Source organism: Gardnerella pickettii, from assembly GCF_029226345.1.
Lineage (GTDB): Bacteria > Actinomycetota > Actinomycetes > Actinomycetales > Bifidobacteriaceae > Bifidobacterium > Bifidobacterium piotii.
On record NZ_JAKNCU010000001.1, the window covers coordinates 510,190 to 533,000 of the forward strand.

General features: G+C 41.2%; 20 protein-coding genes and 1 tRNA gene. 19 read left to right on the forward strand and 2 right to left on the reverse strand.

Annotated elements, in window-relative coordinates; translation table 11 throughout:
- Window positions 1-11: 11 nt before the first annotated feature.
- Window positions 12-1,529 carry a threonine synthase gene (gene thrC, locus MAF46_RS01940; RefSeq protein WP_060785994.1) on the reverse strand — a complete coding sequence of 506 codons (1,518 nt, stop codon included), beginning with the start codon at window positions 1,527-1,529 and terminating at the stop codon, window positions 12-14.
- A gap of 72 nt (window positions 1,530-1,601) precedes the next feature.
- Here thrC and MAF46_RS01945 point away from each other — a divergent pair, with 72 nt between their 5' ends.
- The 15 genes from MAF46_RS01945 (at window position 1,602) to MAF46_RS02015 (ending at window position 14,465) form a co-directional block, all read left to right on the forward strand.
- Complete coding sequence (locus tag MAF46_RS01945) at window positions 1,602-2,960, forward strand: glutamate-5-semialdehyde dehydrogenase (RefSeq protein WP_081090850.1); 1,359 nt, start codon at window positions 1,602-1,604, stop codon at window positions 2,958-2,960.
- Window positions 2,961-2,976: 16 nt separating this feature from the next.
- Window positions 2,977-3,612, forward strand: a complete 636-nt coding sequence (locus MAF46_RS01950; RefSeq protein ID WP_060785992.1) for a hypothetical protein — start codon at window positions 2,977-2,979, stop codon at window positions 3,610-3,612.
- On the forward strand, window positions 3,613-4,392 hold the full coding sequence (nadD, locus tag MAF46_RS01955; protein ID WP_004130778.1) for a nicotinate-nucleotide adenylyltransferase: 780 nt from the start codon (window positions 3,613-3,615) through the stop codon (window positions 4,390-4,392).
- A gap of 147 nt (window positions 4,393-4,539) precedes the next feature.
- Window positions 4,540-5,562, forward strand: coding sequence for a ribose-phosphate diphosphokinase (locus MAF46_RS01960; RefSeq protein ID WP_018639222.1), 1,023 nt, complete (start codon window positions 4,540-4,542; stop codon window positions 5,560-5,562).
- Window positions 5,563-5,648: 86 nt separating this feature from the next.
- A tRNA-Gln gene (locus MAF46_RS01965) sits at window positions 5,649-5,719 on the forward strand.
- Between the two features lie 135 nt (window positions 5,720-5,854).
- A complete protein-coding gene (locus MAF46_RS01970) occupies window positions 5,855-6,505 on the forward strand; it encodes a CDP-alcohol phosphatidyltransferase family protein (protein ID WP_004130782.1) in 651 nt (216 codons plus the stop codon).
- Window positions 6,506-6,581: 76 nt separating this feature from the next.
- Complete coding sequence (locus MAF46_RS01975) at window positions 6,582-7,340, forward strand: YebC/PmpR family DNA-binding transcriptional regulator (protein WP_004113651.1); 759 nt, start codon at window positions 6,582-6,584, stop codon at window positions 7,338-7,340.
- Window positions 7,341-7,346: 6 nt separating this feature from the next.
- Complete coding sequence (ruvC, locus tag MAF46_RS01980; protein ID WP_004130785.1) at window positions 7,347-7,928, forward strand: crossover junction endodeoxyribonuclease RuvC; 582 nt, start codon at window positions 7,347-7,349, stop codon at window positions 7,926-7,928.
- A 60-nt stretch (window positions 7,929-7,988) separates the two neighbouring features.
- Window positions 7,989-8,627, forward strand: a complete 639-nt coding sequence (ruvA, locus tag MAF46_RS01985) for a Holliday junction branch migration protein RuvA (protein ID WP_060785991.1) — start codon at window positions 7,989-7,991, stop codon at window positions 8,625-8,627.
- 5 nt (window positions 8,628-8,632) lie between these two features.
- Window positions 8,633-9,712, forward strand: a complete 1,080-nt coding sequence (ruvB, locus tag MAF46_RS01990; protein WP_060785990.1) for a Holliday junction branch migration DNA helicase RuvB — start codon at window positions 8,633-8,635, stop codon at window positions 9,710-9,712.
- Between the two features lie 68 nt (window positions 9,713-9,780).
- Entirely contained in the window at window positions 9,781-10,200 is a 420-nt protein-coding gene (gene yajC / locus MAF46_RS01995) for a preprotein translocase subunit YajC (protein WP_060785989.1), read from the forward strand.
- A 17-nt stretch (window positions 10,201-10,217) separates the two neighbouring features.
- Complete coding sequence (locus MAF46_RS02000; RefSeq protein WP_004130797.1) at window positions 10,218-10,799, forward strand: adenine phosphoribosyltransferase; 582 nt, start codon at window positions 10,218-10,220, stop codon at window positions 10,797-10,799.
- A gap of 95 nt (window positions 10,800-10,894) precedes the next feature.
- Window positions 10,895-12,223, forward strand: a complete 1,329-nt coding sequence (locus MAF46_RS02005) for a cell division protein PerM (protein ID WP_060785988.1) — start codon at window positions 10,895-10,897, stop codon at window positions 12,221-12,223.
- A gap of 71 nt (window positions 12,224-12,294) precedes the next feature.
- Window positions 12,295-13,935, forward strand: a complete 1,641-nt coding sequence (gene purH / locus MAF46_RS02010; RefSeq protein WP_032819170.1) for a bifunctional phosphoribosylaminoimidazolecarboxamide formyltransferase/IMP cyclohydrolase — start codon at window positions 12,295-12,297, stop codon at window positions 13,933-13,935.
- Between the two features lie 200 nt (window positions 13,936-14,135).
- Complete coding sequence (locus MAF46_RS02015) at window positions 14,136-14,465, forward strand: DUF3017 domain-containing protein (protein WP_373271614.1); 330 nt, start codon at window positions 14,136-14,138, stop codon at window positions 14,463-14,465.
- 15 nt (window positions 14,466-14,480) lie between these two features.
- On the opposite strand, the gene MAF46_RS02020 is transcribed toward MAF46_RS02015, so the two are convergent.
- Window positions 14,481-15,428: an MIP/aquaporin family protein gene (locus tag MAF46_RS02020; protein ID WP_060785987.1), complete on the reverse strand. Its 948-nt coding sequence runs from the start codon at window positions 15,426-15,428 to the stop codon at window positions 14,481-14,483.
- A gap of 238 nt (window positions 15,429-15,666) precedes the next feature.
- Here MAF46_RS02020 and MAF46_RS02025 point away from each other — a divergent pair, with 238 nt between their 5' ends.
- From MAF46_RS02025 to MAF46_RS02040, 4 genes are all read left to right on the forward strand, one after another.
- Window positions 15,667-16,440, forward strand: coding sequence for a pseudouridine synthase (locus MAF46_RS02025; protein WP_004133164.1), 774 nt, complete (start codon window positions 15,667-15,669; stop codon window positions 16,438-16,440).
- The gene (der, locus tag MAF46_RS02030) at window positions 16,437-18,644 is read left to right on the forward strand and encodes a bifunctional cytidylate kinase/GTPase Der (protein WP_060785986.1); all 2,208 of its coding nucleotides are present in this window, start codon (window positions 16,437-16,439) and stop codon (window positions 18,642-18,644) included. The genes MAF46_RS02025 and der overlap by 4 nt, the downstream gene beginning before the upstream one ends.
- A gap of 82 nt (window positions 18,645-18,726) precedes the next feature.
- Window positions 18,727-21,255, forward strand: a complete 2,529-nt coding sequence (locus MAF46_RS02035) for a DEAD/DEAH box helicase (protein ID WP_018639247.1) — start codon at window positions 18,727-18,729, stop codon at window positions 21,253-21,255.
- A gap of 110 nt (window positions 21,256-21,365) precedes the next feature.
- Window positions 21,366-22,739, forward strand: coding sequence for a replication-associated recombination protein A (locus MAF46_RS02040; RefSeq protein ID WP_018639249.1), 1,374 nt, complete (start codon window positions 21,366-21,368; stop codon window positions 22,737-22,739).
- Window positions 22,740-22,811 lie beyond the last annotated feature (72 nt).

Genomic DNA, 22,811 nt, shown 5'->3' on the forward strand with positions numbered 1-22,811 from the left:
ACTATTAGGACTTAGCAGATTTCGTTAGCACACTTAAGAACGTAATCTGGCATATCTTCAACGTTAATAACATCGTTGAATCTAGCTGTTTTATTCTTAAGTTCGCTAAGCATTTTAGGAGCGTTTGTAGAAGTTTTTCTTTCCAGCAAATCCATGCAAGCAAAATCATCTAATCCTTCAACATTTAAGCCTAAAGATTCGCAAACAACTCTAGGGAACTTATACGGGCTTGCAGTGCTTAAAAGAACGCGAGGAACACTAGAATCATGAGGAATATGGCTCATAACAAAGTATCCGCAAGCAGTATGTGGGTCAATAACATAATTATGCTTATTCCAGCATTCTTTTATGGAATCGCGAATTTGATCCTCGTTTGCCCATCCGCATCCAAAAAGTTCTCGAATTTTAGAAAGCACGTCTTCTGGTACTTCAAAAGCGCCCCATTGTTGCAAATCATTCATAAGCATTTGCAAAAGTCGCGTATCTTTATTGCACATGTAGTAAAGCATGCGTTCCAAATTAGAAGAAACAAGAATATCCATAGAAGGCGCAACTGTTTGATGGAAAGGTCGAATCTTGTTATATGTTCCGCTAACCAAAAAGTCAAACAAAACATTATTGCTATTGCTTGCAACAATCAAGTGCTTTACAGGAAGACCAAGCATTTTTGCATAATATCCAGCAAGAATATTGCCAAAATTGCCACTTGGAACGCAAAATTCCACTTCGTCTCCAAGCTTTATAGATCCGCGTTCAACAAGCTTAGAATAAGCGTAAAAGTAGTAAACAACTTGAGGAATAAGTCTGCCTATATTAATCGAATTAGCAGAAGAAAGCAAAGCATTATTGTTGTTCTTAATCGATTCATTAATTGAGCCGTTAGTAAAGATTTGCTTAACGCTGCTTTGAGTGTCGTCAAAATTACCTCTAACAGCGCAAACTTTTACGTTGCTTCCGATTTGAGTTGTCATTTGCAATTCTTGAACTTTACTTACTTTACCTTCTGGGTAAAAAGTAACCATAGAAGTGCCTTCAACGTTTGCAAAGCCAGCTAGAGCAGCTTTGCCTGTATCTCCCGAAGTAGCTGTAAGAATCATAACGTTTTGGCTAGAGTCAGAAGCATTTTTTGAGCAACGAATAAATTGTGGCAAAATTTGCAAAGCAACATCTTTAAAAGCGCAAGTAGGGCCGTGGAAAAGCTCTAAAACAAAATCATTGTTAGTGCCAAGCTGCTTTAATGGAGTAATTTCGCAATCTTCCCATTGATCTCCATAAGCATTTTCAACGCACTCATCAAGCTCGCTAGAAGTAAAATCTGGAAGGAGGATTTGAAGAACATCTTTAGCGATTTGCTTATAAGATTTTCCAACAATATTAGAAATATTGTAGCGAGTCTCACCAAGGCAATCCGTAACAAACAGGCCGCCGTCTTCGGCTATGCCCCTACGAATAGCTTGCTTCGAAGTGTAGGTTTTAGAGTTAGACCTAGTGCTATGAAACATAACTGCATTCGTAGTGTTTTCTGCCATGATTCCTCCATTTGTGTCAATTGTTATACATAATACCCGAAGCGTTGGAGCCTAAGCACTGCTATTGCTAATATGTTCAATATGATTAATCTCAATACAAAGTTTGACGAAACGCATAATAGTGAGCAAGTCAATAGTTCTAAAGAGCATGGGGACTCTACAGATTCTATTGTTTTTTCTAGAGCAGATGATGCGCGAATCGCACAAAGAGAATTTGCTAAAGCTAATGCCACTTTTAAGAACAATCTTTTAAATGCTATTGCTGATTCTCTTGAAAATAACGCAGAATTTATTGAAAAAGCAAATAAGCAAGACTTAGAAAAAGCCCAAAAAAATGGTATGGATGCTGGAAAACTAGACAGACTTGTGTTTAACAAAGAAAGAATAGTTAAATCAGCTCAAAGTGTTAGAAAAATAGCGCAATTACAAGATCCTGTTGGCCAAATTGTTAGAGGATACACGCTGGAAAATGGTATTAGACTTTCTCAAGTAAGAGTGCCAATTGGCGTAATGGGAATGATTTACGAAGCTAGACCAAATGTAACTGTTGACGTTGCATCTTTGTGCGTAAAATCTTCAAACGCTGTAATTTTAAGAGGCGGAAGCGCAGCCGAATGCACAAATCATGCAACTGTTAGCGTGTTAAAGCAAGTCTTAAAAGATTTTGGTGTAAGTGAAAATCTTATAGAATCTGTTGATGATCTTGGCAGAAGCGGTGCAACATCAATGATGCACGCACATGGTCATATTGATGTTCTTGTTCCTAGAGGAAGCGCAAATCTGATTGCTGCAGTTGTTAAAGAATCAACAGTTCCAGTCATAGAAACTGGCGCTGGAAACGTTCACGTTTATGTAGATAAAACAGCAAACTTTAGTCAAGCAATTCCGATTATTATAAACGCAAAAACTCAACGAGTCGGAGTTTGTAATGCTGCAGAAAAATTACTTGTAGATCGAAGCGTTGCTAAAGATTTTCTTCCAAAAGTCGCAAGCGAATTAGCGAATCGTAATGTTTTAATTCATGCTGATGAAGAATCATACAATATCTTATCATCCGCAAATATAAGTGGTATTAAACTAGAGCATGCAAATAATGAAGATTGGTCTACAGAATACTTGTCTTTGCAAATCGGAGTAAAAGTTGTAGATGGTGTTAAAGATGCCATTAATCATATTTCAAAATATTCAACTGGTCACACGGAAACGATTATTTGTGAGGATTACTTAACGATTAACGAGTTTGTTTCGTCAATAGACAGTGCGGTTGTTATGGTAAATGCTTCAACAAGGTTTACAGACGGCGGCGAATTTGGTTTTGGAGCCGAGCTTGGAATTTCCACTCAAAAGCTGCATGCAAGAGGGCCAATGGGCTTAGTAGAGATGACAACTACAAAGTGGATTGGCTACGGTCAAGGACAAATAAGGGCTTAAGAGTAAGGTTAAGAATATGCCTGATACATCACAATCACAATCGTCTAAAATTGCTAAAAATCAATCAAACGAAAATCTAAGCCTATCTATAAGCCTATCTAATGGTGTAAGTGCTTCTAATGTGCTTGATGCTTTAGATGTTGCAGCAGAAAGATTGTCTATTGTTCGTTACGTGTTTTTAGTTCAAATAGAAGATGGGATTGCGTCTGCAAGTCAAAGGTCTTCTCTTGAATATGCTGACGCTGTTTTAATGGGTTGGCCAGATAGAGATAATCGAGATGTTGTTACGCCAGAAAACAGCGAAATAATAGATGAAGTTAATAAGAATTTGCAAAAAATGGAAAGCAATATAGCTGAATTTAGTAAGCTTGAGCGCGCTAGCCTTGTAGACAATATGAGTGAAGTTCTTGTAGAGATTACGGAGTGCGTTGCAAACATTCGAGGCGTTTTCCAACCCGATTTTGCTCTTCCAACGTTTGAAGAAATTAAGCGCGTTGTTCAAGATGAGTGGAATGAAGAAATGGGAAACATTAATCCAGACAAAGCAAATGTTGCTTCCAGCGTAATTGATGAAGCGAAAGCAGATGATGCTGCAGATGCGTCTAATGCAAATAACGCGCACAATGTACGCAATGCATCTAGGATGAATTAAATGAGTGATTCATCTACAGAACGCAGAATGTCGGATTTGTTCCAAGGTTCTTTTGACCAAAGTCAAGCTAGCGTGCCAGTTTCGGCAAATTCTTCTAGGCTTAAGCATTCTGCAAGAGGAAATGTTCATCAACACCCGCGCATAGGGATTATGGGTGGCACTTTTGATCCGATTCACAATGGCCACTTGGTAGCAGCTTCCGAAGTTGCGTGGGTTTATGATTTAGACGAAGTTATTTTTGTTCCTACTGGAAAGCCTGTTTTTAAGCTAGACAAAAAAGTCACAAATGCAGAAGACAGATATTTGATGACTGTAATCGCAACGGCTTCAAACCCAAAATTTACAGTTTCTAGAGTAGATATTGATAGGCCTGGTGTTACTTACACAATCGACACGCTTCGTGATATTCGCGCGCAACACCCAGACGCGGAGCTTTTCTTTATTACTGGAGCAGACGCTATTGCAGAGATTATGCAATGGAAAAATGCTAGAGAATTATGGAGTTTAGCTAGATTTGTTGCTGTAACGCGTCCAGGCTATGCAAGTCCAGAAAAGTTTACACAAATTGAAGCTCGTTCCGCGTCTTACGATTCGTGTGACGATATGGTTAATTGCCATAGTCATCGTTTTCCAGTTGACATATTGGAGATTCCAGCGTTGGCAATTTCTTCAACAGATGTTCGCAAGCGTGCAGAGCATGGGGAGCCAGTTTGGTATTTGGTTCCAGACGGCGTTGTTCAATACATAGTTAAACACGGTTTATATATACGCGATTTGTAATGATTTGTAATGTTTTTGTAAGGATTTGCAACTGTTTGCAAGCATTTGTTATGTATGAAACGGCTTAATGGTTATAGTCTGCGCAAATAGATAGTATTGAACTCAGTCCGATTTTTGTGGACTGTTAGCGAACTAGCGTTTGGAGATATGGTGAGCATCGTCCTTGAAGGAAAGCCAGATAAAAACCTTGTTCTCGTAACTGGTCGCGCGCATCCTAAGCTTGCTAAAGATGTTGCGAATCAGCTTGGTATAGATGTATTGGAAACAACAGCATACGATTTTGCTAATGGCGAGATGTATGTTCGTTACACTCAGTCTGTGCGAGGAACAGACGTGTTTGTGTTGCAAAGTCATAGTGACCCTGTTAATAAGTCCATTATGGAACAGTTGATTATGATCGATGCATTAAAGCGCGCGTCTGCTCGTTCTATTACCGCTGTGTGCCCGTTGCTTGGATATTCTAGACAAGATAAAAAGCATCGCGGTCGTGAGCCTATTTCTTGCCGTTTGATGTTTGATTTACTTAAAACTGCAGGCGCAGATCGCATTATGAGCGTTGATTTGCATGCTGCGCAATCGCAAGGATTCTTTGATGGTCCTGTAGATCATTTGATTGCTATGCCAGTTTTGGTGGACTATGTAAGGGATCGCTTTAGCGAAGATTTAGGCAATGTTACCGTTGTTTCGCCAGATGCAGGACGAATCCGTGTTGCGGAGCAGTGGGCGCAAAGATTGGGCGGAGGTCCATTGGCTTTTGTTCATAAGACTAGAGATATTACGCGTCCAAATCAAGCTGTTGCAAACCGTGTAGTTGGTGATGTTGCTGGTCGCGATTGCGTTATGGTAGACGATTTAATCGATACTGCTGGAACAATCGCAGGTGCTTGCAATGTTCTTAAAGACGCTGGAGCAAAGTCTGTAACTGTTGTTGCAACGCACGGCGTTCTTTCTGGTCCTGCAGTTGAGCGTTTGAAGAATTGTGGCGCTAGAGAAGTTGTGTTAACAGATACTGTTCCAATCCCACAAGAAAAGCGTTGGGATGGGTTGACGGTTCTTTCGATTGCTCCACTTTTGGCAAGCGCGATTAAAGCTGTGTTTGAAGATGGGTCTGTTGCAAAGCTGTTTGACACGTACCCAGAACATCACGGAAAAGGGTTTTTGTTTGCATAAATTTGCATAAATCCTATTTCGCCACGCCAAGCTTGACGATTTTGATTGTTGTGGCATAATAGTGACTTGGCGGTTTTTTCCGCCGTTCCCTCATGGTGTAATGGCAGCACACGGGTCTTTGGAACCCTTTGTCTTGGTTCGAATCCAGGTGAGGGAGCTAGAATTAGCGCCGCTTAGTTTTAAGCGGCGTTTTTGTTAACGCGGTGATGAGTTTAGAAGTGATTTGTGTTTGAATACTCGTGTTTGAGTGCTGTGTTTGAATACTCGTGTTTGAATCAAAGAAAGGCTTAATATGTTGGAATCTTTAAGAAGTGGATTCAAACGTGTTATTTTGCCAATTGCAAAGCTTCTTGTTAAATTTGGATGTAGTGCTAACAGTGTTACGATTTTTGGCACCATTGCGCTTGTTGCAACTTCTGTTTTTATTTCTATAAGCGGTCAGCTTTTGATTGGCACTATTTTGCTTACGATTTTTGTTCTTGCAGACGCTTTGGATGGTTCTGTTGCTGCTTTAACAAACAAGAATGGTGGCACTAAATTTGGCGCATTTTTAGATTCAACTCTAGATAGAATTGCGGATTGGTCGCTTTTTGCGTGTGTTTGCATTTGTTTATATCGCGCAAATAATCTAAACATTTGCTTATATTTGCCATTTTGTGTGAATAATTTTTTGCGATATTGCGGATTAGTGTGCTCGCTAGTATCTATGATGTTTGCTTTTGTAACATCGTATGCTAGAGCAAGAGGCGAGTCTGTTGGAGTAGATGCTAAAAAAGGGTTGATTACTCGCGCAGACAGAGTGGCCATAATTCTAGTTTCAATGGGACTAAGCGGATTAACAGGTTGGCTATTGTGGCTTTGCTTAGCAATGATTATTCTTTGCGTTGGTGGAGCTATAACTGTTTTTCAACGCATTTTTGAAGTTAAAAATTTGCTTAAATAAACTTGTTTTGGCAATTTGTCGCTAAAGCGCATTAAAATCATCACGTTTACGTAACCGTACACTTTTTAGGAGTATCATGTCAGGTCATTCCAAGTGGGCGACCACAAAGCACAAGAAGGCCGCTATCGACGCAAAGCGCGGCAAGCTTTTCGCCAAGCTTATTAAGAATATTGAAATCGCAGCTCGTCTTGGTGGTGGAGACCCAGATGGTAACCCAACTTTGTACGATGCAATCGTTAAAGCTAAGAAAGCTTCTATGCCAGCAGACAACATTAAGCGCGCTGTTAAGCGTGGATCTGGCGAAGAAGCAGGCGGCGCAAACTACGAAGAGATTGTTTACGAAGGTTATGCACCAGCAGGCGTTGGCTTGATTATTGAGTGCCTTACCGATAATCGCAATCGCGCTGCAGCAGATGTTCGCTCCACTCTTACAAAGGGCAATGGTTCTTTGGCCACAAGCGGTTCTGTGAGCTTTAATTTTGAGCGCAAGGGATTGATTGAAGTTCCTAGCGAAGGCGTTGACTATAGCAAGCTCTTTGATATTGCTGCAGAAGCAGGCGCTGAAGACGTTGCAGACGATGGAGATGTGTATTCCGTATACACGGATTCTAGCGATTTGGTAACTGTTCGTAAGGCTTTGCAAGATGCTGGTTTTGACTACGATTCTGCAGAAATCGTTATGCATCCAAACAACGAGGTTGAGTTGAGCTTTGAAGATGCTCAAAAGGTGTCTCGCTTGATTGACAATCTTGATGATTTGGACGATGTTCAAAATATTTATAGCAACTGGACTGCTTCGGATGAAGTTATGGCTCAGCTTGAGGAAGCAGAATAGTTTCCAATGATGATTTTGGGCGTTGACCCCGGGCTTACTCGCTGCGGGGTCGGCGTGATTGAAGCCGGCGTTTCTCGTCGGCTTTCTTTTATTCACGTCGATGTTTTAAGAAGCAATCCAAAAACTTCTCAAGATTTAAGATTGCTAGAAATTTACAATGGTCTTGTGGAGAAAATCGAGAGGTTTTCGCCAGATGTTGTTTCGATTGAGCGCGTGTTTGCTCAAGAAAATCGAAATACGGTGCTTGGAACTGCTCAAGTTGCAGGAATCGCTATGCTTGTTGCAGCTCAAAGGGGTATTCCTGTTGCTTTGCACACTCCTACGGAGGTTAAACTTGCTGTTGCAGGCAGTGGTAGTGCTGGCAAAGAGCAAGTAGAGCGCATGGTTGCGCGTCTTTTGAATCTTAATATATTGCCAACTCCTGCAGATGCTGCCGATGCTTTAGCTCAAGCTATTTGCCATGCTCTTAGACCTGCAGGCGCGTTGCAAGGCGGAGAGCGAGAGCAGCATTTAACGGATGCTCAAAGAAAGTGGGCCGAGTCTTTGCGTGCGGCGCGCGGATCAAGTTCTGTCGGGCGAGGTATGTAGGATGTTTATAGAACAGATGTTCTATAGGCTGTAGGGATTTATTTTGAAAGGTGAGCGCTGATGATCGGTATGCTTAATGGCGTAGTGGAATCTATCGATTCGCGTTGTGCGCTTGTCTGTGTTTGTGGCGTTGGCTACGAGGTATATATGCCTTCGTCAGATTTGTCATCTTTGCGAGAAGGTCAAGAAGTTAGAGTTTATACGTCTTTGCAAGTTAGTCAAGATGCTATTACGCTTTATGGTTTTACAAGTATAGCTGCAAAGCGTATTTTTCTTCAAATTCAACAAAAAGTTAGTGGAGTGGGTCCTAAAGTAGCTCTTTCTTTGCTTTCAACATTAAGCGTAGATCGTTTGATTAAGGCTATTGCGGATTCAGATGTTTCCGCGCTTTCTTCCGCTCCTGGGCTGGGAAAAAAGGGTGCACAAAAAATTATCCTCGAGCTTAAAGGCTCTATTGACGTGTCTTTATTAGAACAAGATAGCGCGGATAAAAATGTAAACAAGAATATAAGCGATTTTATTGATTCTTCTATGCAAAAAGTTGTTGTTGGATTGATGTCTTTAGGCTGGAAGCAGTTTGATGCTCAAAAAGCAGTGGAAAGCGTTTGTAAACAAGAGCATATTTCTTTGCCAATTAGAGATGAAGATATGCCAACAGTTTTGCGCATGGCTTTGTCTTCGCTGGATAGAGGCAGGTGAGGATTATGAGTTTTGGCGAGAAAATCAACAGCGAGAAGATAAACAGCGTTCAATCTGTTAATACTGGCGTATCAGAAGATTCATTAAGAATAGTATCTTCTAGCCCTATAGAAAACGAGCAAATTAGTGATGAGGAGTTACGTCCTCATGTTCTGGATGGTTTTATTGGTCAGCCTTTATTAAAAGCGCAGTTGCAACTTTTTTTGGATGCTGCAAGATTGCGTAATGTTCCTCCAGATCATATGCTTCTTGCGGGTCCTCCTGGTCTTGGAAAAACAACGTTGGCAATGATTGTTGCTAACGAATTAGGTGTTTCTATTCGAGTTACTTCTGGCCCTGCTATTCAACATGCTGGGGATTTAGCATCGATTTTAAGCTCTCTAGATACAGGTGAAGTGTTGTTTATTGATGAGATTCATCGACTTCCTCGCGCTGCAGAAGAGTTGCTTTATATCGCTATGGAAGATTTTCGAGTAGACGTTATGGTTGGAAAAGGACCTGGAGCGTCTTCTATACCGCTTACTTTGCCTCATTTTACGGTTGTTGGCGCAACTACTAGGGAAGGCATGCTTCCTTCTCCTCTTAGAGCGCGTTTTGGTTTTACTGCTCACTTGGATTTTTATCCTCACGAAGAGCTAGAGAAGCTTATTGAGCGCTCTTCCGCACTTTTAGACGTAAATCTTGCAGACCAAGCGGCAAAAGAGCTTGCTTTGCGCTCTAGAGGAACTCCTAGAATTGCAAACAGACTTTTGAGGCGTGTTAGAGATTGGGCAGTAGTCCATAATCTTAAAGAAGTAAATCGCGAGTCTGTAATCGAGGCTTTATCTTTGTATCAAATAGATACTCAAGGCCTTGATCGTTTAGATATTGCTGTTCTAAAAGCTATTGTGGTTCAATTTAATGGTGGTCCTGTAGGGCTTAATAACTTGGCTGCAATGGTTGGAGAAGAGTCGGAAACTGTGGAAACAGTTTGTGAACCATATTTGGTTCGAGAAGGCTTTCTTGTTAGAACACCTAAAGGCAGAGTTGCAACCGAAAAAGCTTGGCAACATTTAGGTCTTAAAGCACCCGATAATGTCAGATAGATAACATAAAATAGTTGATTTGGACGGTGTTTTGCCGTCTTAGGGTTGGATAACTTAAGGAGTTTATTGTGCCCCAATTCTTTCAACAGTATGGCATGCTTATTGTTCTTGTAATTGCCATGGTTGGTATCATGTGGTTCCAATCTCGTAACATGAAAAAGCGCCAAACTGAATTGCGTTCTTTCCATGATTCCTTAAAGCCTGGTGTTGAGGTTATAACCATTGGCGGAATTATTGGTAAAGTTGTTAGCGTTGATGCAGATCACGAAGAAATTGTTTTAGATTCAGAAGGTAGTCTGCTTCGCGTATCTTTCCGTGCTGTTAACAGGGTTTACGTTCGCGTAGATTTTAATAGCTACGATAAAGAAGATAGTGCAGAAGGCGCTAATAATAATGCGGATAGCGCAGAAGATAACGAATCGCAAGAATCCAATGAATCTAACGAGGTTCAAGAATCTAGCGAATCTAATGAAAATAAAGAAAACTAGAATAGAACGCTAGGATTATGACAACAACTGATATTACGGTAAAGCCTCTAAAGAATGTTAGTAGTGAAGATGCTAATTATTTAGCATCTCTTGTTCGCACAATTCCAGGATTCCCTAATCCAAAGATTGTTTTTCGCGATTTTCTACCAGTATTTGCAGATGCTCGTGGTATGAACATTCTTATTGAGTCACTTGTTGATTCTTTGCCAGTTTCTAAAGATTCTTTTGATTTAGTTGCAGGTCTTGAAGCTCGTGGATTCTTATTTGGCCCAGTATTAGCTGCACGCTTAAATAAGGGTTTTGTTGCCGTAAGAAAAGCAGGGAAGTTGCCGCCAGAAGTTATTAGCGAATCGTATTCTCTTGAATATGGAGAAGCTAAAATCGAGATTGAAAAAGACTCGATTAAACCTGGCCAGCGTGTTCTTATTGTTGATGATTTGATTGCAACAGGAGGAACCGCAAAAGCTGCTGCAAGGCTTGTTGAAAGATCCGAAGGTGTTGTTGCTGGATTCTGCTTTGTAATGGAGCTAACGGGCATTAACGGAATGAGCGACCTGCAATCCTATAAGTGCTCTAGCTTAATGAAAATGCCAGCTTAAACACAGCAAATAATAGTTTTAGGAAAAGCGTTAAATACATAGATAATCCAAAATAATCCAAGTCTAAACTTTAAGAACGTAGGGGAGAAACAATTTTGAAAAAACTAAAATCTTCTCTTATTAGCGTTTTGAAGGGTTTAGCTATTCCAGCAATAGCTATTTTTGTTTTTGCTCTTATTGTTGGATTGTTTATGTCTTTAACGCTTTTAGTAATTTCGATTGAAGAAGGAACTGGTAATCTTTCTGATTCATCAATGTCTTTAACATGGGCCGTACTTCTTTTTGCACAAGGTGTTGGTCTTGGTTTTGACGATTTTGTTCTTACGATTATTCCTCTTGGATTAACAATTCTTTTAGTTTCATCTCTTGCAATTGCAATGAGAAAGCTAAAAGGCGGTCAATTAGCCAATTCAATAGGATTATTTGTTTGGGTTTTTGCAAATTATGTAATATCCCAAAATACTAATATTGAGTTGTTGGATTCTTCGCCAATAATATTGCTAAAAAGTGTTTGTGTGTATATTTTGGCTATGATGATTGCCGTTTTTCCATATTCTTCTACGTTTGCACAAATAAAACAAAAGTTGGCAAAGCATTTTTCTGAGCGAACAATTAAATGCGCAAAAATCTGTTTTTATTGCTCTATAAGTGTTTTGGCAATTTACGCAATTGTTGCACTTTTAACAATCATCTTTTGGTGTGTAGTTGGTTCAAGCAACGTTGAGATTGCATTTTCTAAGCTAGGGATGCAAATCGGTTCTAGGATTTTAACATCTATTGCCTGTTTAGTGTGGTTGCCGAATATTGCACTATGGGCATTATCTTGGATTTCTGGAGCAGGATTCAACATTGGAGATATTGCAAGCTTTAGTATTTTTTCTGTTAGCAAAAAATCGTTACCACCTATTCCACTTTTTGCAATATTCCCAGATGCTATAAAAGATTCATTCTATAGAACAGCTTCGGTTAGTATATTGTTTGTTTTGTGCGCTATTTTGGCATTGTTTATAATTTTGTACTCAAAGTTGTGCAACCTTAGAATCATATTTGATAACAATAAAGTAGACTGGAAGAAAACAGCTTTTGCATTTGTTCAATCTGCAATAGTTCTAGTAGCGTCTTGCATGGCAATAATACTTGTTATGAGTGTATTGCTTCTATTTGCAAATGGTAGTTTGGGAAGATTTAGATTAGCACATGTTGGAGTTAATGTAAGTAGAAGTCTTCGTTCCTTAGGGCATTTAACAATATATGGTTTTGGCTTTTCTTGGCTTATTATTCTTTTTGTTTGCGCAATAATAGTTGGTATTCGACTTTTAAGCAATAAAATTTTATCCGAAAATCAACCTTTGCTTGAGAGCAAAACTGAAACTAGTAATCTTGAGTCAACTAGAACAGTCAGCTCAAAAGCTAATAAAAAATAAATCCTCATCCAACACAAGGAGGAAGACCGGTGCAACAGATACATGAGCAAGAACAAAATGCAGATGTGCTGATAACCACAGGTAAAAGGTCAATAAAGCGAGTACTGGTTTCAGTATTTTGCAAAGAAGGACTAGAAACGCTGGCAGATGCTTTTAGAAAGTGTGGAACTCAAGTTGTTTCAACTGGTTCAACTGCTTCAAAGCTTCAAGAATTGGGTGTAAGCGTTACGCAAGTGTCGGATGTAACAGGATTCCCAGAAAGTTTAGATGGTAGAGTTAAAACACTCGATCCACATATTCACGCTGGAATCCTAGCAGATATGACCAATTCGGATCACGTAAAGCAGCTTAAAGATTTGAATATTGAGCCATTTGATGCTGTAGTTGTAAATTTGTATCCTTTTGTGAACACAGTTATGAGCGGTGCTAAAAACGACGCCATTATTGAAAAAATCGATATTGGTGGACCTTCAATGATTCGAGCAGCTGCTAAGAATCATAAGTCTGTAGCTGTTATTACAGATCCTGCAGATTACAAATTGCTTGCTAATCGAATTGCTTCTGGCAAAGGTTTTAGCTTGCAAGAGCGTGAATACTTAGCGCATAAAGCATTCGAGCATACAGCCGCTTACGATGCTGCAATATGCCAATGGACTAATAACGCTTGGCCAATGCCGCAAAGCATGATGGAAAACACGGATAACAATGATGATTCGCTTGATAAAACAAGCAAAGATTCGTTACTTCCACGCGACTACACAAGAACATGGACTCTTGAACGTAATCTTAGGTATGGAGAAAACCCACATCAATATGCTGGGCTTTATCTTGATCCGTTGCATAATGGCGGTTTAGCTCAAGCTGAGCTTCTTGGCGGAAAGCCAATGAGTTATAACAATTATGTTGATGCGGACGCAGCGTGGCGTGCGGTTTGGGATTTTGCTCCACAAATTACCGTTGCTGTTTGCAAACACAATAATCCGTGCGGCTTAGCAATAGGCGCAACAGCAGCCGAAGCTCACGCGAAGGCTCACGCTTGCGATCCTGTAAGCGCATACGGCGGAGTGATTGCTTGCAATTCAACTGTTACGCTAGAAATGGCACAAAGTGTGCGTCCAATTTTTACAGAAGTGATTATTGCTACAGACTACGAGCCTGAGGCTTTGGAATTATTGCGCACTAAGAAGAAGAATTTGCGAATACTAAAGGTTGCAAATCCTCCTGTTTTAGGTTTGCAAGTGCATCCTATTGACGGAGGCGCGTTGGTGCAAAGCGCAGATAAGATTGATGATTTTGGAGATAATCCACAAAATTGGACTCTTGTTTCTGGAAATCCAGCAGACGAAAAAACCTTAAAAGACTTAGAGTTTGCGTGGCGTTCTCTTAGATGCGTAAAATCTAATGCCATTTTGCTTGCGCATGATTTAGCAACTGTTGGAATAGGAATGGGTCAAGTTAATCGCGTGGATTCTTGCCATCTTGCAGTTGAAAGAGCTAATACTTTGGCAGATGGCGTTGAACGTGCTAAAGGCTCTGTTGCAGCATCCGACGCATTCTTCCCGTTTGCTGATGGTCCGCAAATCTTAATAGAAGCAGGTGTAAGCGCAATTGTTCAACCTGGAGGATCTATTAGAGATGAGGAAGTGTTTGAAGCTGCGCGCGCGGCTGGCGTAACAATGTACACTACTGGAACAAGGCACTTCTTCCACTAAAAATCAATCGCTATTTGCAAATTAGTCTTTATGTAAATAGCTGATTAGTCAGTTAGATTAACTCGATCAATCATATTAACATAAAAAGCCTTGGATTTTATTTAATATACTTTCCAAGGCTTTTTATGTATTATACAAGTATGACAATTAGCCAGAAGAACCAAGATAACGAATTAAAATTTGAGCATAAAGATGAATTAATGAATAATGTGAACAGCAGCGTGAATAACAACGTGTCCAACAACTCAAACAATCATATCTACGTTTCGGAAGTAAAAGAGGGAAAGCCGTATGCGCAATGGATTGTGGCAATAATAGTATGCGTGTGCGCTGTATTAGCTTTCATAGGAAAAATAATGGCTGCTACAGTTATTATTTCTGCAACAGCCATCATTCTTGGAATAATACGCTTAATTTTCTCTCAACGAAGCCCTTGGAAAGTTAGATCCATTGCTTTTGACTCTTTTATAAGCATTGCACTAGGACTTGGTTTGCTAATAACGTATTTTTCTATTTTTGTTTTTATGTAACCTATTTTGTTTTAACTATTTGTCTTCGTTATAGAATGGGTTAACTTCTTTATTTTCGCTATTTTCTGATTCTTCGCTAGATACTGAAGTGTTTTTGGAAGAATCATCCGAGCTTAAATCGCCAGCATTATTGGATTCTTTAACACTGTTTGAGTCTTTTGAAGAAGAACGAACAAGCTTGCTAATAAGCATAACGAATCCAACAAGAGCTGCTGCAAAAACAGGAGCAATCCAAAATACCCAAAGTTGGCTTAATGGTGCAGTAGCTAATTTCTTAGACTGTGCAAGAATGGCAATACCTGTAGAGCGAGCAGGATTAAGACCCGATCCAGTAATTTGGTATGTAATAAAAGCTCCAACCGAGTATGCAATACCCATGTGTGCTGCATAAGTGCATTTAGCACTACCATCTTCGCGCGTATACGTCATTGCTGTTGCAACAATAATAAGAACAGCAATAATCTCAACTATTAATGCGGAGATAACGCCAAAAGAAGCATTAACGCTTTTTAGTTGATTTGCAGAGATAGAAGCGCTTTCAAAACCGTTTACAACAGGAGCAAACCATGTTTTTTCTGGAACCATTTTAGTTTGAGGAAGAATAAAAACAGTTATTGAAGCAGCAACGAGTGCGCCAAGAACTTGCGCAATAATGTATAAAATTCCAGAGATATAAGAGGTTCTTCCAGTAAGCATAGAAGCGATTGTTATTGCTGGATTAACGTGGCCTCCAGAAACCTTAGCTGCTATACTGATTGCTGCTGCGTAAGCTAAGCCTGTTCCTGCAGCAATCAAAAGAACGTTCACGCCGTACATTGCTGTTACAACAGAAGAGAACGTGTAAATAGTAAATATTGCAAAAACGCTTGCAATAAATTCAGCAAAAATCCTAAAAATAAGAGGTGCAGGAGCAGATGCTTTTTGCTCATCATTTGAACATTTATTTTGCAAAGTGTTGTTCATAACAATTCCTTACGTTAATGTGTACGTGTTGTGTTGTTTTTATGTTGTTTTGTTATTAGCAACACAACCAAACGTTTGCTATAGTATCACGGCTATGCCATACGCTAACATAGAAAAACGTGGCAATTTGCTGTGAGTATTAAAAAATGATTAAAAATTATTAATAAATACGCAAAAATGGCCATAAATAAAACATCAATAATATTAAATTAATACAATAGGTCACGTTGGGAGAACGATGCCAAACGCATATTCCCGCGCCAATCAGGCGCATTCAAATGACAAAAATGCCGTTCGACTGCAAAAGCTACTTGCTGAAGCGGGATTTGGTTCAAGACGCAAATGTGAGGAGATTATTCTCGATGGGCGTGTTGAAGTGGATGATGAGCTTGTAACAACACTCGGAACTCGAGTAGATCCAAGTAAGCAAAAAATTCGCGTAGACGGATCCAGAGTAAAGTTCAATCACAAGCTTGTAACGCTTGCGCTTAATAAGCCAAAGCGAGTTTTGAGCGCAATGGATGATCCAAAAGGTCGCTTTACTTTAAGAGATATTGTTGGAGACAAATACGAGCGAATTTTCCACATGGGTCGCTTGGACTACGATTCGGAAGGTCTTATTTTAATGACCAACGATGGCGAGTTAAGCCAGCATGTTATGCACCCAAAGTACGAAGTTGAAAAAACGTATATTGCAACTGTTGAAGGCAAAATCAACGGAATGGTTTGCCGCAGGCTAGTTTCGCAAGGCGTAAATCTGGAAGACGGCTGGATTAAGCTAGACAGATGCGCAATAATCGATCAGAATCACGATGCAACAATCGTAAAAGTTGTTTTGCATTCTGGTAAGAATCGAATTGTGCGTAGGATTTTTGGAGCTGTTGGCTTTCCTGTAAAGCGTCTTGTTCGTACGCAAATCGGCCCTATTAAGTTGGGTGACTTAAAAGCTGGGTCTTACCGCGTGCTTTCGCAAGTAGAAGTTCGCTCGCTTTCTAAGGAGGTTGGCCTGTGATTTGTGTAGCAATTGATGGACCAGCAGGAGTTGGTAAGTCTTCTACTTCTCGCGCTTTAGCACAATACTACGGTTTTGCGTATTTAGATACGGGTGCAATGTATAGAGCTGCAGCATGGTGGTGCTTAAAGCAAGGAATTGATTTAAGCAAGCAACTTGAGTTGGATGAAGAAGGAAATCCAACAAATTCTGCAGATGCGGAACGCTTTAATCAAATTGTTGAAGCTGTTGGAGCATTGTTTACGGAAGATCATGCTGAATTTAGCGTTGATCCAAAAAATCCTGTAGTCGTAATTGATAGTGAAGATATTAGCGAAGAATTGCGTTCCAGCGAAGTTTCTTCGCGCGTGTCTACTGTTTCTTCGATTCCTGCAGTTCGACGCATGCTTATTGCTGCTCAACGCGCATATATTGCTTCAGAGTCTGCTGGGGATTCTTTCTCTGGCGGAGAAGGAATTGTTGCAGAAGGCCGCGATATTACTACTGTTGTGGCTCCTAATGCGCAAGTTCGAGTGCTTCTTACTGCGCGCGAAGAAGTGCGCCAAGCTCGAAGAAACAAGCAAGATATTGCGCAAGAAAATTCGCAAAATAATGAATCTAAGAATAATGAATCTTTAGAAGAAGACGATATTCGCGCTCGCGACGCTAAAGATGCTAAAGTTACGCATTTTCTTAAAGCAGCAGACGGTGTTACAACTTTAGATAATTCTGATTTGACTTTTGAGCAGACTCTTGACGCTCTTGTAGAGATGGTTGACGATGCAATTGAGCAGGATGAGTACGACCGTTATGCTGCAAATCTTGAAGGCTACGATCTTGACGATGAAGACCGTGCGCTTCTTAGCGGAGATTTAGCAGGCGAAGATGAGTCGAAAGACGCTAAAGCTGTTGGAGTAATTGCCGTTATAGGCCGACCAAACGTTGGAAAATCAACGCTTGTAAACCGTATTTTGGGTCACAGAGTTGCTGTTGTAGAAGATACTCCAGGCGTTACTAGAGATCGCGTAAGCTACGATGCTGAGTGGGCTGGAACCAACTTTAAGCTTGTTGACACTGGCGGCTGGGAAGCAGATGTTGAAGGTATTGATTCTTCGATTGCTCAGCAAGCGCAAGTAGCAGTGCGTTTAAGCGATGCTGTGATTTTCCTAGTAGACGGTCAAGTTGGTTTAACAGCTACCGACGAGCGTATTGTTTCAATGCTTCGCGCTGCTGGTAAGCCTATTACTTTGGCAGTTAACAAGGTTGACGACGCTAGAAGCGAGTATTTGACTGCAGAGTTTTGGAAGCTTGGAATGGGCGAGCCTTACGGAATTTCTGCAATGCACGGAAGAGGCGTGGGAGATTTGCTTGACGCAGCTCTTGCATCTTTAAAGAAAGCGAATAAGACTTCTGGATTCTTAACTCCGCAAGGTCTTCGCAGAGTTGCTTTAGTTGGACGTCCAAACGTTGGCAAGTCTTCGCTTTTGAACCATTTAGCTCACGAAGAGCGTTCTGTTGTAAACGACTTGGCTGGAACTACTCGAGACCCTGTTGATGAAGTTGTGCGCGTAGACGGCGAGGACTGGCTGTTTATTGACACGGCTGGTATTAAGCGCAGGCAGCACAAGCTTACTGGCGCCGAATACTATTCTTCACTACGTACGCAAGCTGCGATTGAACGCTCGGAACTTGCTTTGATTCTTTTTGATTCTTCTCAGCCGATTGCAGAGCAGGATCTAAAAGTTATGAGCCAGGCTGTGGATGCAGGTCGCGCAATCGTACTTGTGTTTAATAAGTGGGATTTGATGGACGAATTCTCTAGGCAGCGCATGGAACGCTTGTGGAAAACTGAGTTTGAGCGCGTTACTTGGGCTGAACGCGTTAATCTTTCTGCAAAAACAGGATGGCATACTAACCGTCTTGCGCGCGCTATGCGAACAGCCTTAGAAAACTGGGATAAGCGCATTCCTACAGGCAAGCTTAACGCCTTCTTAGGCCGTATTCAGTCTGCTCATCCACATCCTTTGCGAGGTGGAAAGCAAGCGCGAATCTTGTTTGCAACGCAAGCTTCTACGCGCCCTCCGCGTTTTGTAATATTTGCAACTGGATTCTTAGAGCACGGCTACCGTCGCTTTATTGAGCGTTCTCTTAGAGAAGAATTTGGATTCGAGGGAACTCCTATTCAAATCTCCGTAAAAGTACGAGATAAAAAGAAGCGCAAGTAAAATCGCAGGTTAATCATAATAAATCGCAAATAAATCTGCGATTAAAGTTGCGATTAAAGCGTAAGTAAAGTAGGAGCGGAATATGGCTGGATTAGGCGAGTTAGCTCTTGATTTGCATCATGCTAGCGAAGATGAGATTTTTCAAGCATTTGTTGATTGGGTTAAAACTAACAAGCATGTAGATTTGTGGCCGCATCAAGAAGAATCTGTTATGGATTTGCTTGCAGGAGACCACGTAATCTTAAATACTCCAACAGGCTCTGGAAAATCGCTAGTAGCGCTCGGCATGCATTTTGCGGCACTTGCCACTGGCAGACGCTCCTACTACACTGCGCCAATCAAAGCACTTGTATCCGAAAAATTCTTCGATTTAGTTGCGATTTTTGGGCGAGACAACGTAGGCATGATTACTGGCGACTCGCATATTAACGCGGATGCTCCAATAATCTGCTGCACAGCGGAAATCTTAGCAAATCAAGCCTTAAGAGAAGGCGTAAACGCAAAAGTTGATTGCGTTGCAATGGACGAATTCCACTACTATGGAGACCCAGAGCGAGGATGGGCTTGGCAAGTGCCTCTTCTTACGCTTCCAAATACGCAATTCTTGCTTATGAGCGCAACTCTTGGAGATGTGTCAGACATTGCACAGCGATTAGAAAAATCAACAAATCGTAGTGTTGATATTATTGCTAACGCTCCAAGACCAATCCCACTCGAATACGAGTACATAGATAAGCCACTTGCTGCAACTGTAGAACTCTTATTTAACAAGGGTTTAACGCCAATCTACGTAGTTCATTTTTCCCAAGATGCAGCTCTAGAAACAGCTCAAGCGCTCGCAAGCACGGGAGTTTCTAGCAAAGAGCAGCGAGACAAAATTGCTCAAGCGATTAAAGGCACTAAATTTACTACAGGTTTCGGCAAAATTTTGCAAAGGCTACTGCGCACTGGCGTTGGCGTACATCATGCTGGCATGCTTCCATGCTACCGCAGGCTTGTTGAACAGCTAGCTCAGCAAGGATTGCTGCCCGTTATTTGTGGCACAGACACTCTTGGCGTTGGTATTAACGTGCCAATTCACTCTGTTGTGCTTACAGCTCTTACAAAATTTGACGGGAACCGTAGTCGAAAGCTTCGCGCTCGCGAGTTTCATCAAATTGCAGGTCGTGCAGGCAGAATGGGGTTTGATACAGAGGGCTTAGTAGTTGCAGAGGCTCCAGAGTTCGAGATTGAAAACGCGCGCGCTGTTGCAAAAGCCGGAAACGACCCTAAAAAGCTTAAAAAAGTTAAACGTAAAAAGGCTCCAGAAGGATTTGTAGTTTGGGGTGAGCCAACGTTTACTAAGCTTATTGAAAGCGCTCCAGAAACTTTGAATCCGCACATGGTTGTAACGCACTCAATGATTTTGAACGAAGTTACGCAAGGCGGAGACGCTAAAGCACGCGTTGAAAAACTTATTGAAGATAGTGCACAAAAGCCGCAAGATAAAGAAAAATTGCTTGAGCGTTGCAACGATATTTTCCAAACTCTGCTCGATACTCAAGTGATTGAATGCAGAGAGTTTTCGGATGGTTCTTGCGATTATGATCTTGATGTTGCTATGCCAGAGGGTTTTGCTTTAGATCAGCCACTTTCTCCGTTCTTGCTCGCAGCTTTGGAACTTCTTGACCCAGAATCTCAAAGCTACGCGCTTGACGTAATTTCTATGGTTGAGTCAACTTTAGATGATCCTAAGCCTGTTCTTCGCGCGCAAGAGCGTAAAGCTCGCGATGCTGCAATGGCTGGCATGAAAGATGATGGCATTGATTACGAGGAGCGCATGGAACGCTTAGCGGAAGTTAGCTACCCTAAGCCTCTTGAAGATTTGCTTGAGCCTGCTTTTGCGCAATATCGCAAAGATGTTCCGTGGGCAAACGACTACTGGATTAAGCCTAAATCTGTGCTTCGAGACATGGTTGAAACCGCCTCTGATTTTACTGGCTATATTTCGCGCTATGGCATTGCTAGAAGTGAAGGAACGCTTCTTCGTTACCTTTCGGACGCTTATCGTTCGCTTGCTCGAACTGTGCCAGAAGACATGCTTAACGAAGAATTGCGCGATATTATTTCGTGGCTTCGACTTGTTGTGCGCTCTATTGATTCGAGTTTGGTTGACGAGTGGGAGAGTGCTGGAGGGTCGGACGCTGAAGCTAGTGCAGTAACTACGGCTGCGCCTGGAACTTCTGAGTCTGTTGTTGCGGATCGAAGAGGACTTATTGTGTTGATTAGAAATGCAATGTTCCGCCGCGTGCAACTTATGGATTTGGAAGATGCGGATGCTTTGGGAGAGCTTGACAAAGCTTGGGGTTACGGCGTTCATGAGTGGAATGATGTGCTTGACGACTATTACGACGAACATGAGTATGTTGGGATAGATGCCAAAGCTCGTGGCGGAGACTTGTTTATTTTGGATGATTCTCTAGAAAAAAATGAGCATTCGTGGAAAGTTCGGCAGATTATTGACGATTCGGACGGAGACCATAATTGGGCTATTACTGGAATTGTTGATTTGGATTCCACACAAGATACAGGCGAAGTTGTGTTCTTTGACTACAGCGTGTCGCACGTTTAGTGTTGTTTTACTTAAGTTTTATTTGCGTTTTGCTTATATTTTACTTATGTTTTATGCAAAATCTAAAATATAGTCGAACGTTTGTTCTATGGATTGAGTATACTTAGATTATGGTTCAGGATTTATTTACAGCAAGTAGTGCGCCTAGCGATGTAACACGTCCATTGGCTGTGCGTATGCGACCGAGCGTTATCGAAGACGTTCTTGGGCAGACTCATGCGCTAAAAGATGGTTCGCCTTTGCGCAGGCTTGCAAATCCGCAATCTAAAGGTTCTCTTACATCTCCAAGTTCTGTTGTGTTGTTTGGGCCTCCTGGAGTTGGTAAAACTACGCTTGCTTATATTGTGGCTCAACAGTCTGGTCGCGTGTTTGAAGAGCTTTCTGCTGTAACTTCTGGAGTTAAAGATGTTCGAGCGGTGTTAGATCGCGCGCATGAGCGTTTAGTTAGTAAAAGTCAAGAAACAGTCCTGTTTATTGACGAAGTTCATCGTTTTTCTAAATCACAGCAAGATGCTTTGCTTCCAAGCGTAGAAAATCGCGATGTAACTTTTATCGGTGCTACTACCGAAAATCCAAGCTTTTCAATTATTAAGCCACTACTTAGCAGATCAGTAGTTGTTAAACTTGAGTCTCTTAGTGTAGAAGATTTGCGCACGCTTATAGAACGCGCAATTTCAAGCGAAAATGGTCTTAATAATCAGCTTAAGATTGATGACGATGCAATAGATTCAATTATTCGTTTAAGCGGGGGAGACGCTCGCAAAACTCTTACGATTTTAGAGGCGGCTGCAGGAGCAGTAACAGGAGATGTTGCTTTGCAGCATGGCAAAAAGAAGCCTGTTATTACTGCCGATATTGTTTCTAACGTAATGGATACTACTACAGTTCGTTACGACAAAGATGGAGACGACCACTACGATGTGATTTCTGCTTTTATTAAGTCAATGCGTGGAAGTGATGTTGACGCTTCTTTGCATTATTTAGCGCGAATGCTTAGAGCTGGGGAAGACCCGCGTTTTATTGCAAGGCGAATTATGATTGCTGCTGCCGAAGAAGTTGGTATGGCGGCTCCGCAAATTTTGCAAGTAACTGTTGCTGCAGCTCAAGCGGTTGCTTTAATTGGCATGCCAGAAGCGCGGATTATTCTTTCGGAAGCTGTGATTGCTGTAGCAACTGCTCCAAAATCAAACGCAAGCTATAATGCGATTAATAAGGCTTTGCAAGATGTTGATGCTGGAAATATTGGTCAAGTTCCTCTTCATTTGCGTAACGCTCCGACTGCTTTGATGAAAAGTTGGGGAAATCACGAAGGCTACAAGTACGCTCACGACTACCCAGGAGCTGTTGCATCTCAACAATATATGCCAGATGAGCTAGTTGGCCGCGAATATTATCACCCAAATAATCGCGGATACGAGCACGAGATTTCACAACGTTTATCTCAAATCCGCAATATTCTCCACAATCCCGATGACAATAAATAAAGTCGATAATTAAAAGGCTCCTTAGAATTTTAAGAAGCCTTTTAATGCAGTATTACTATTTTTTTTTTTAAG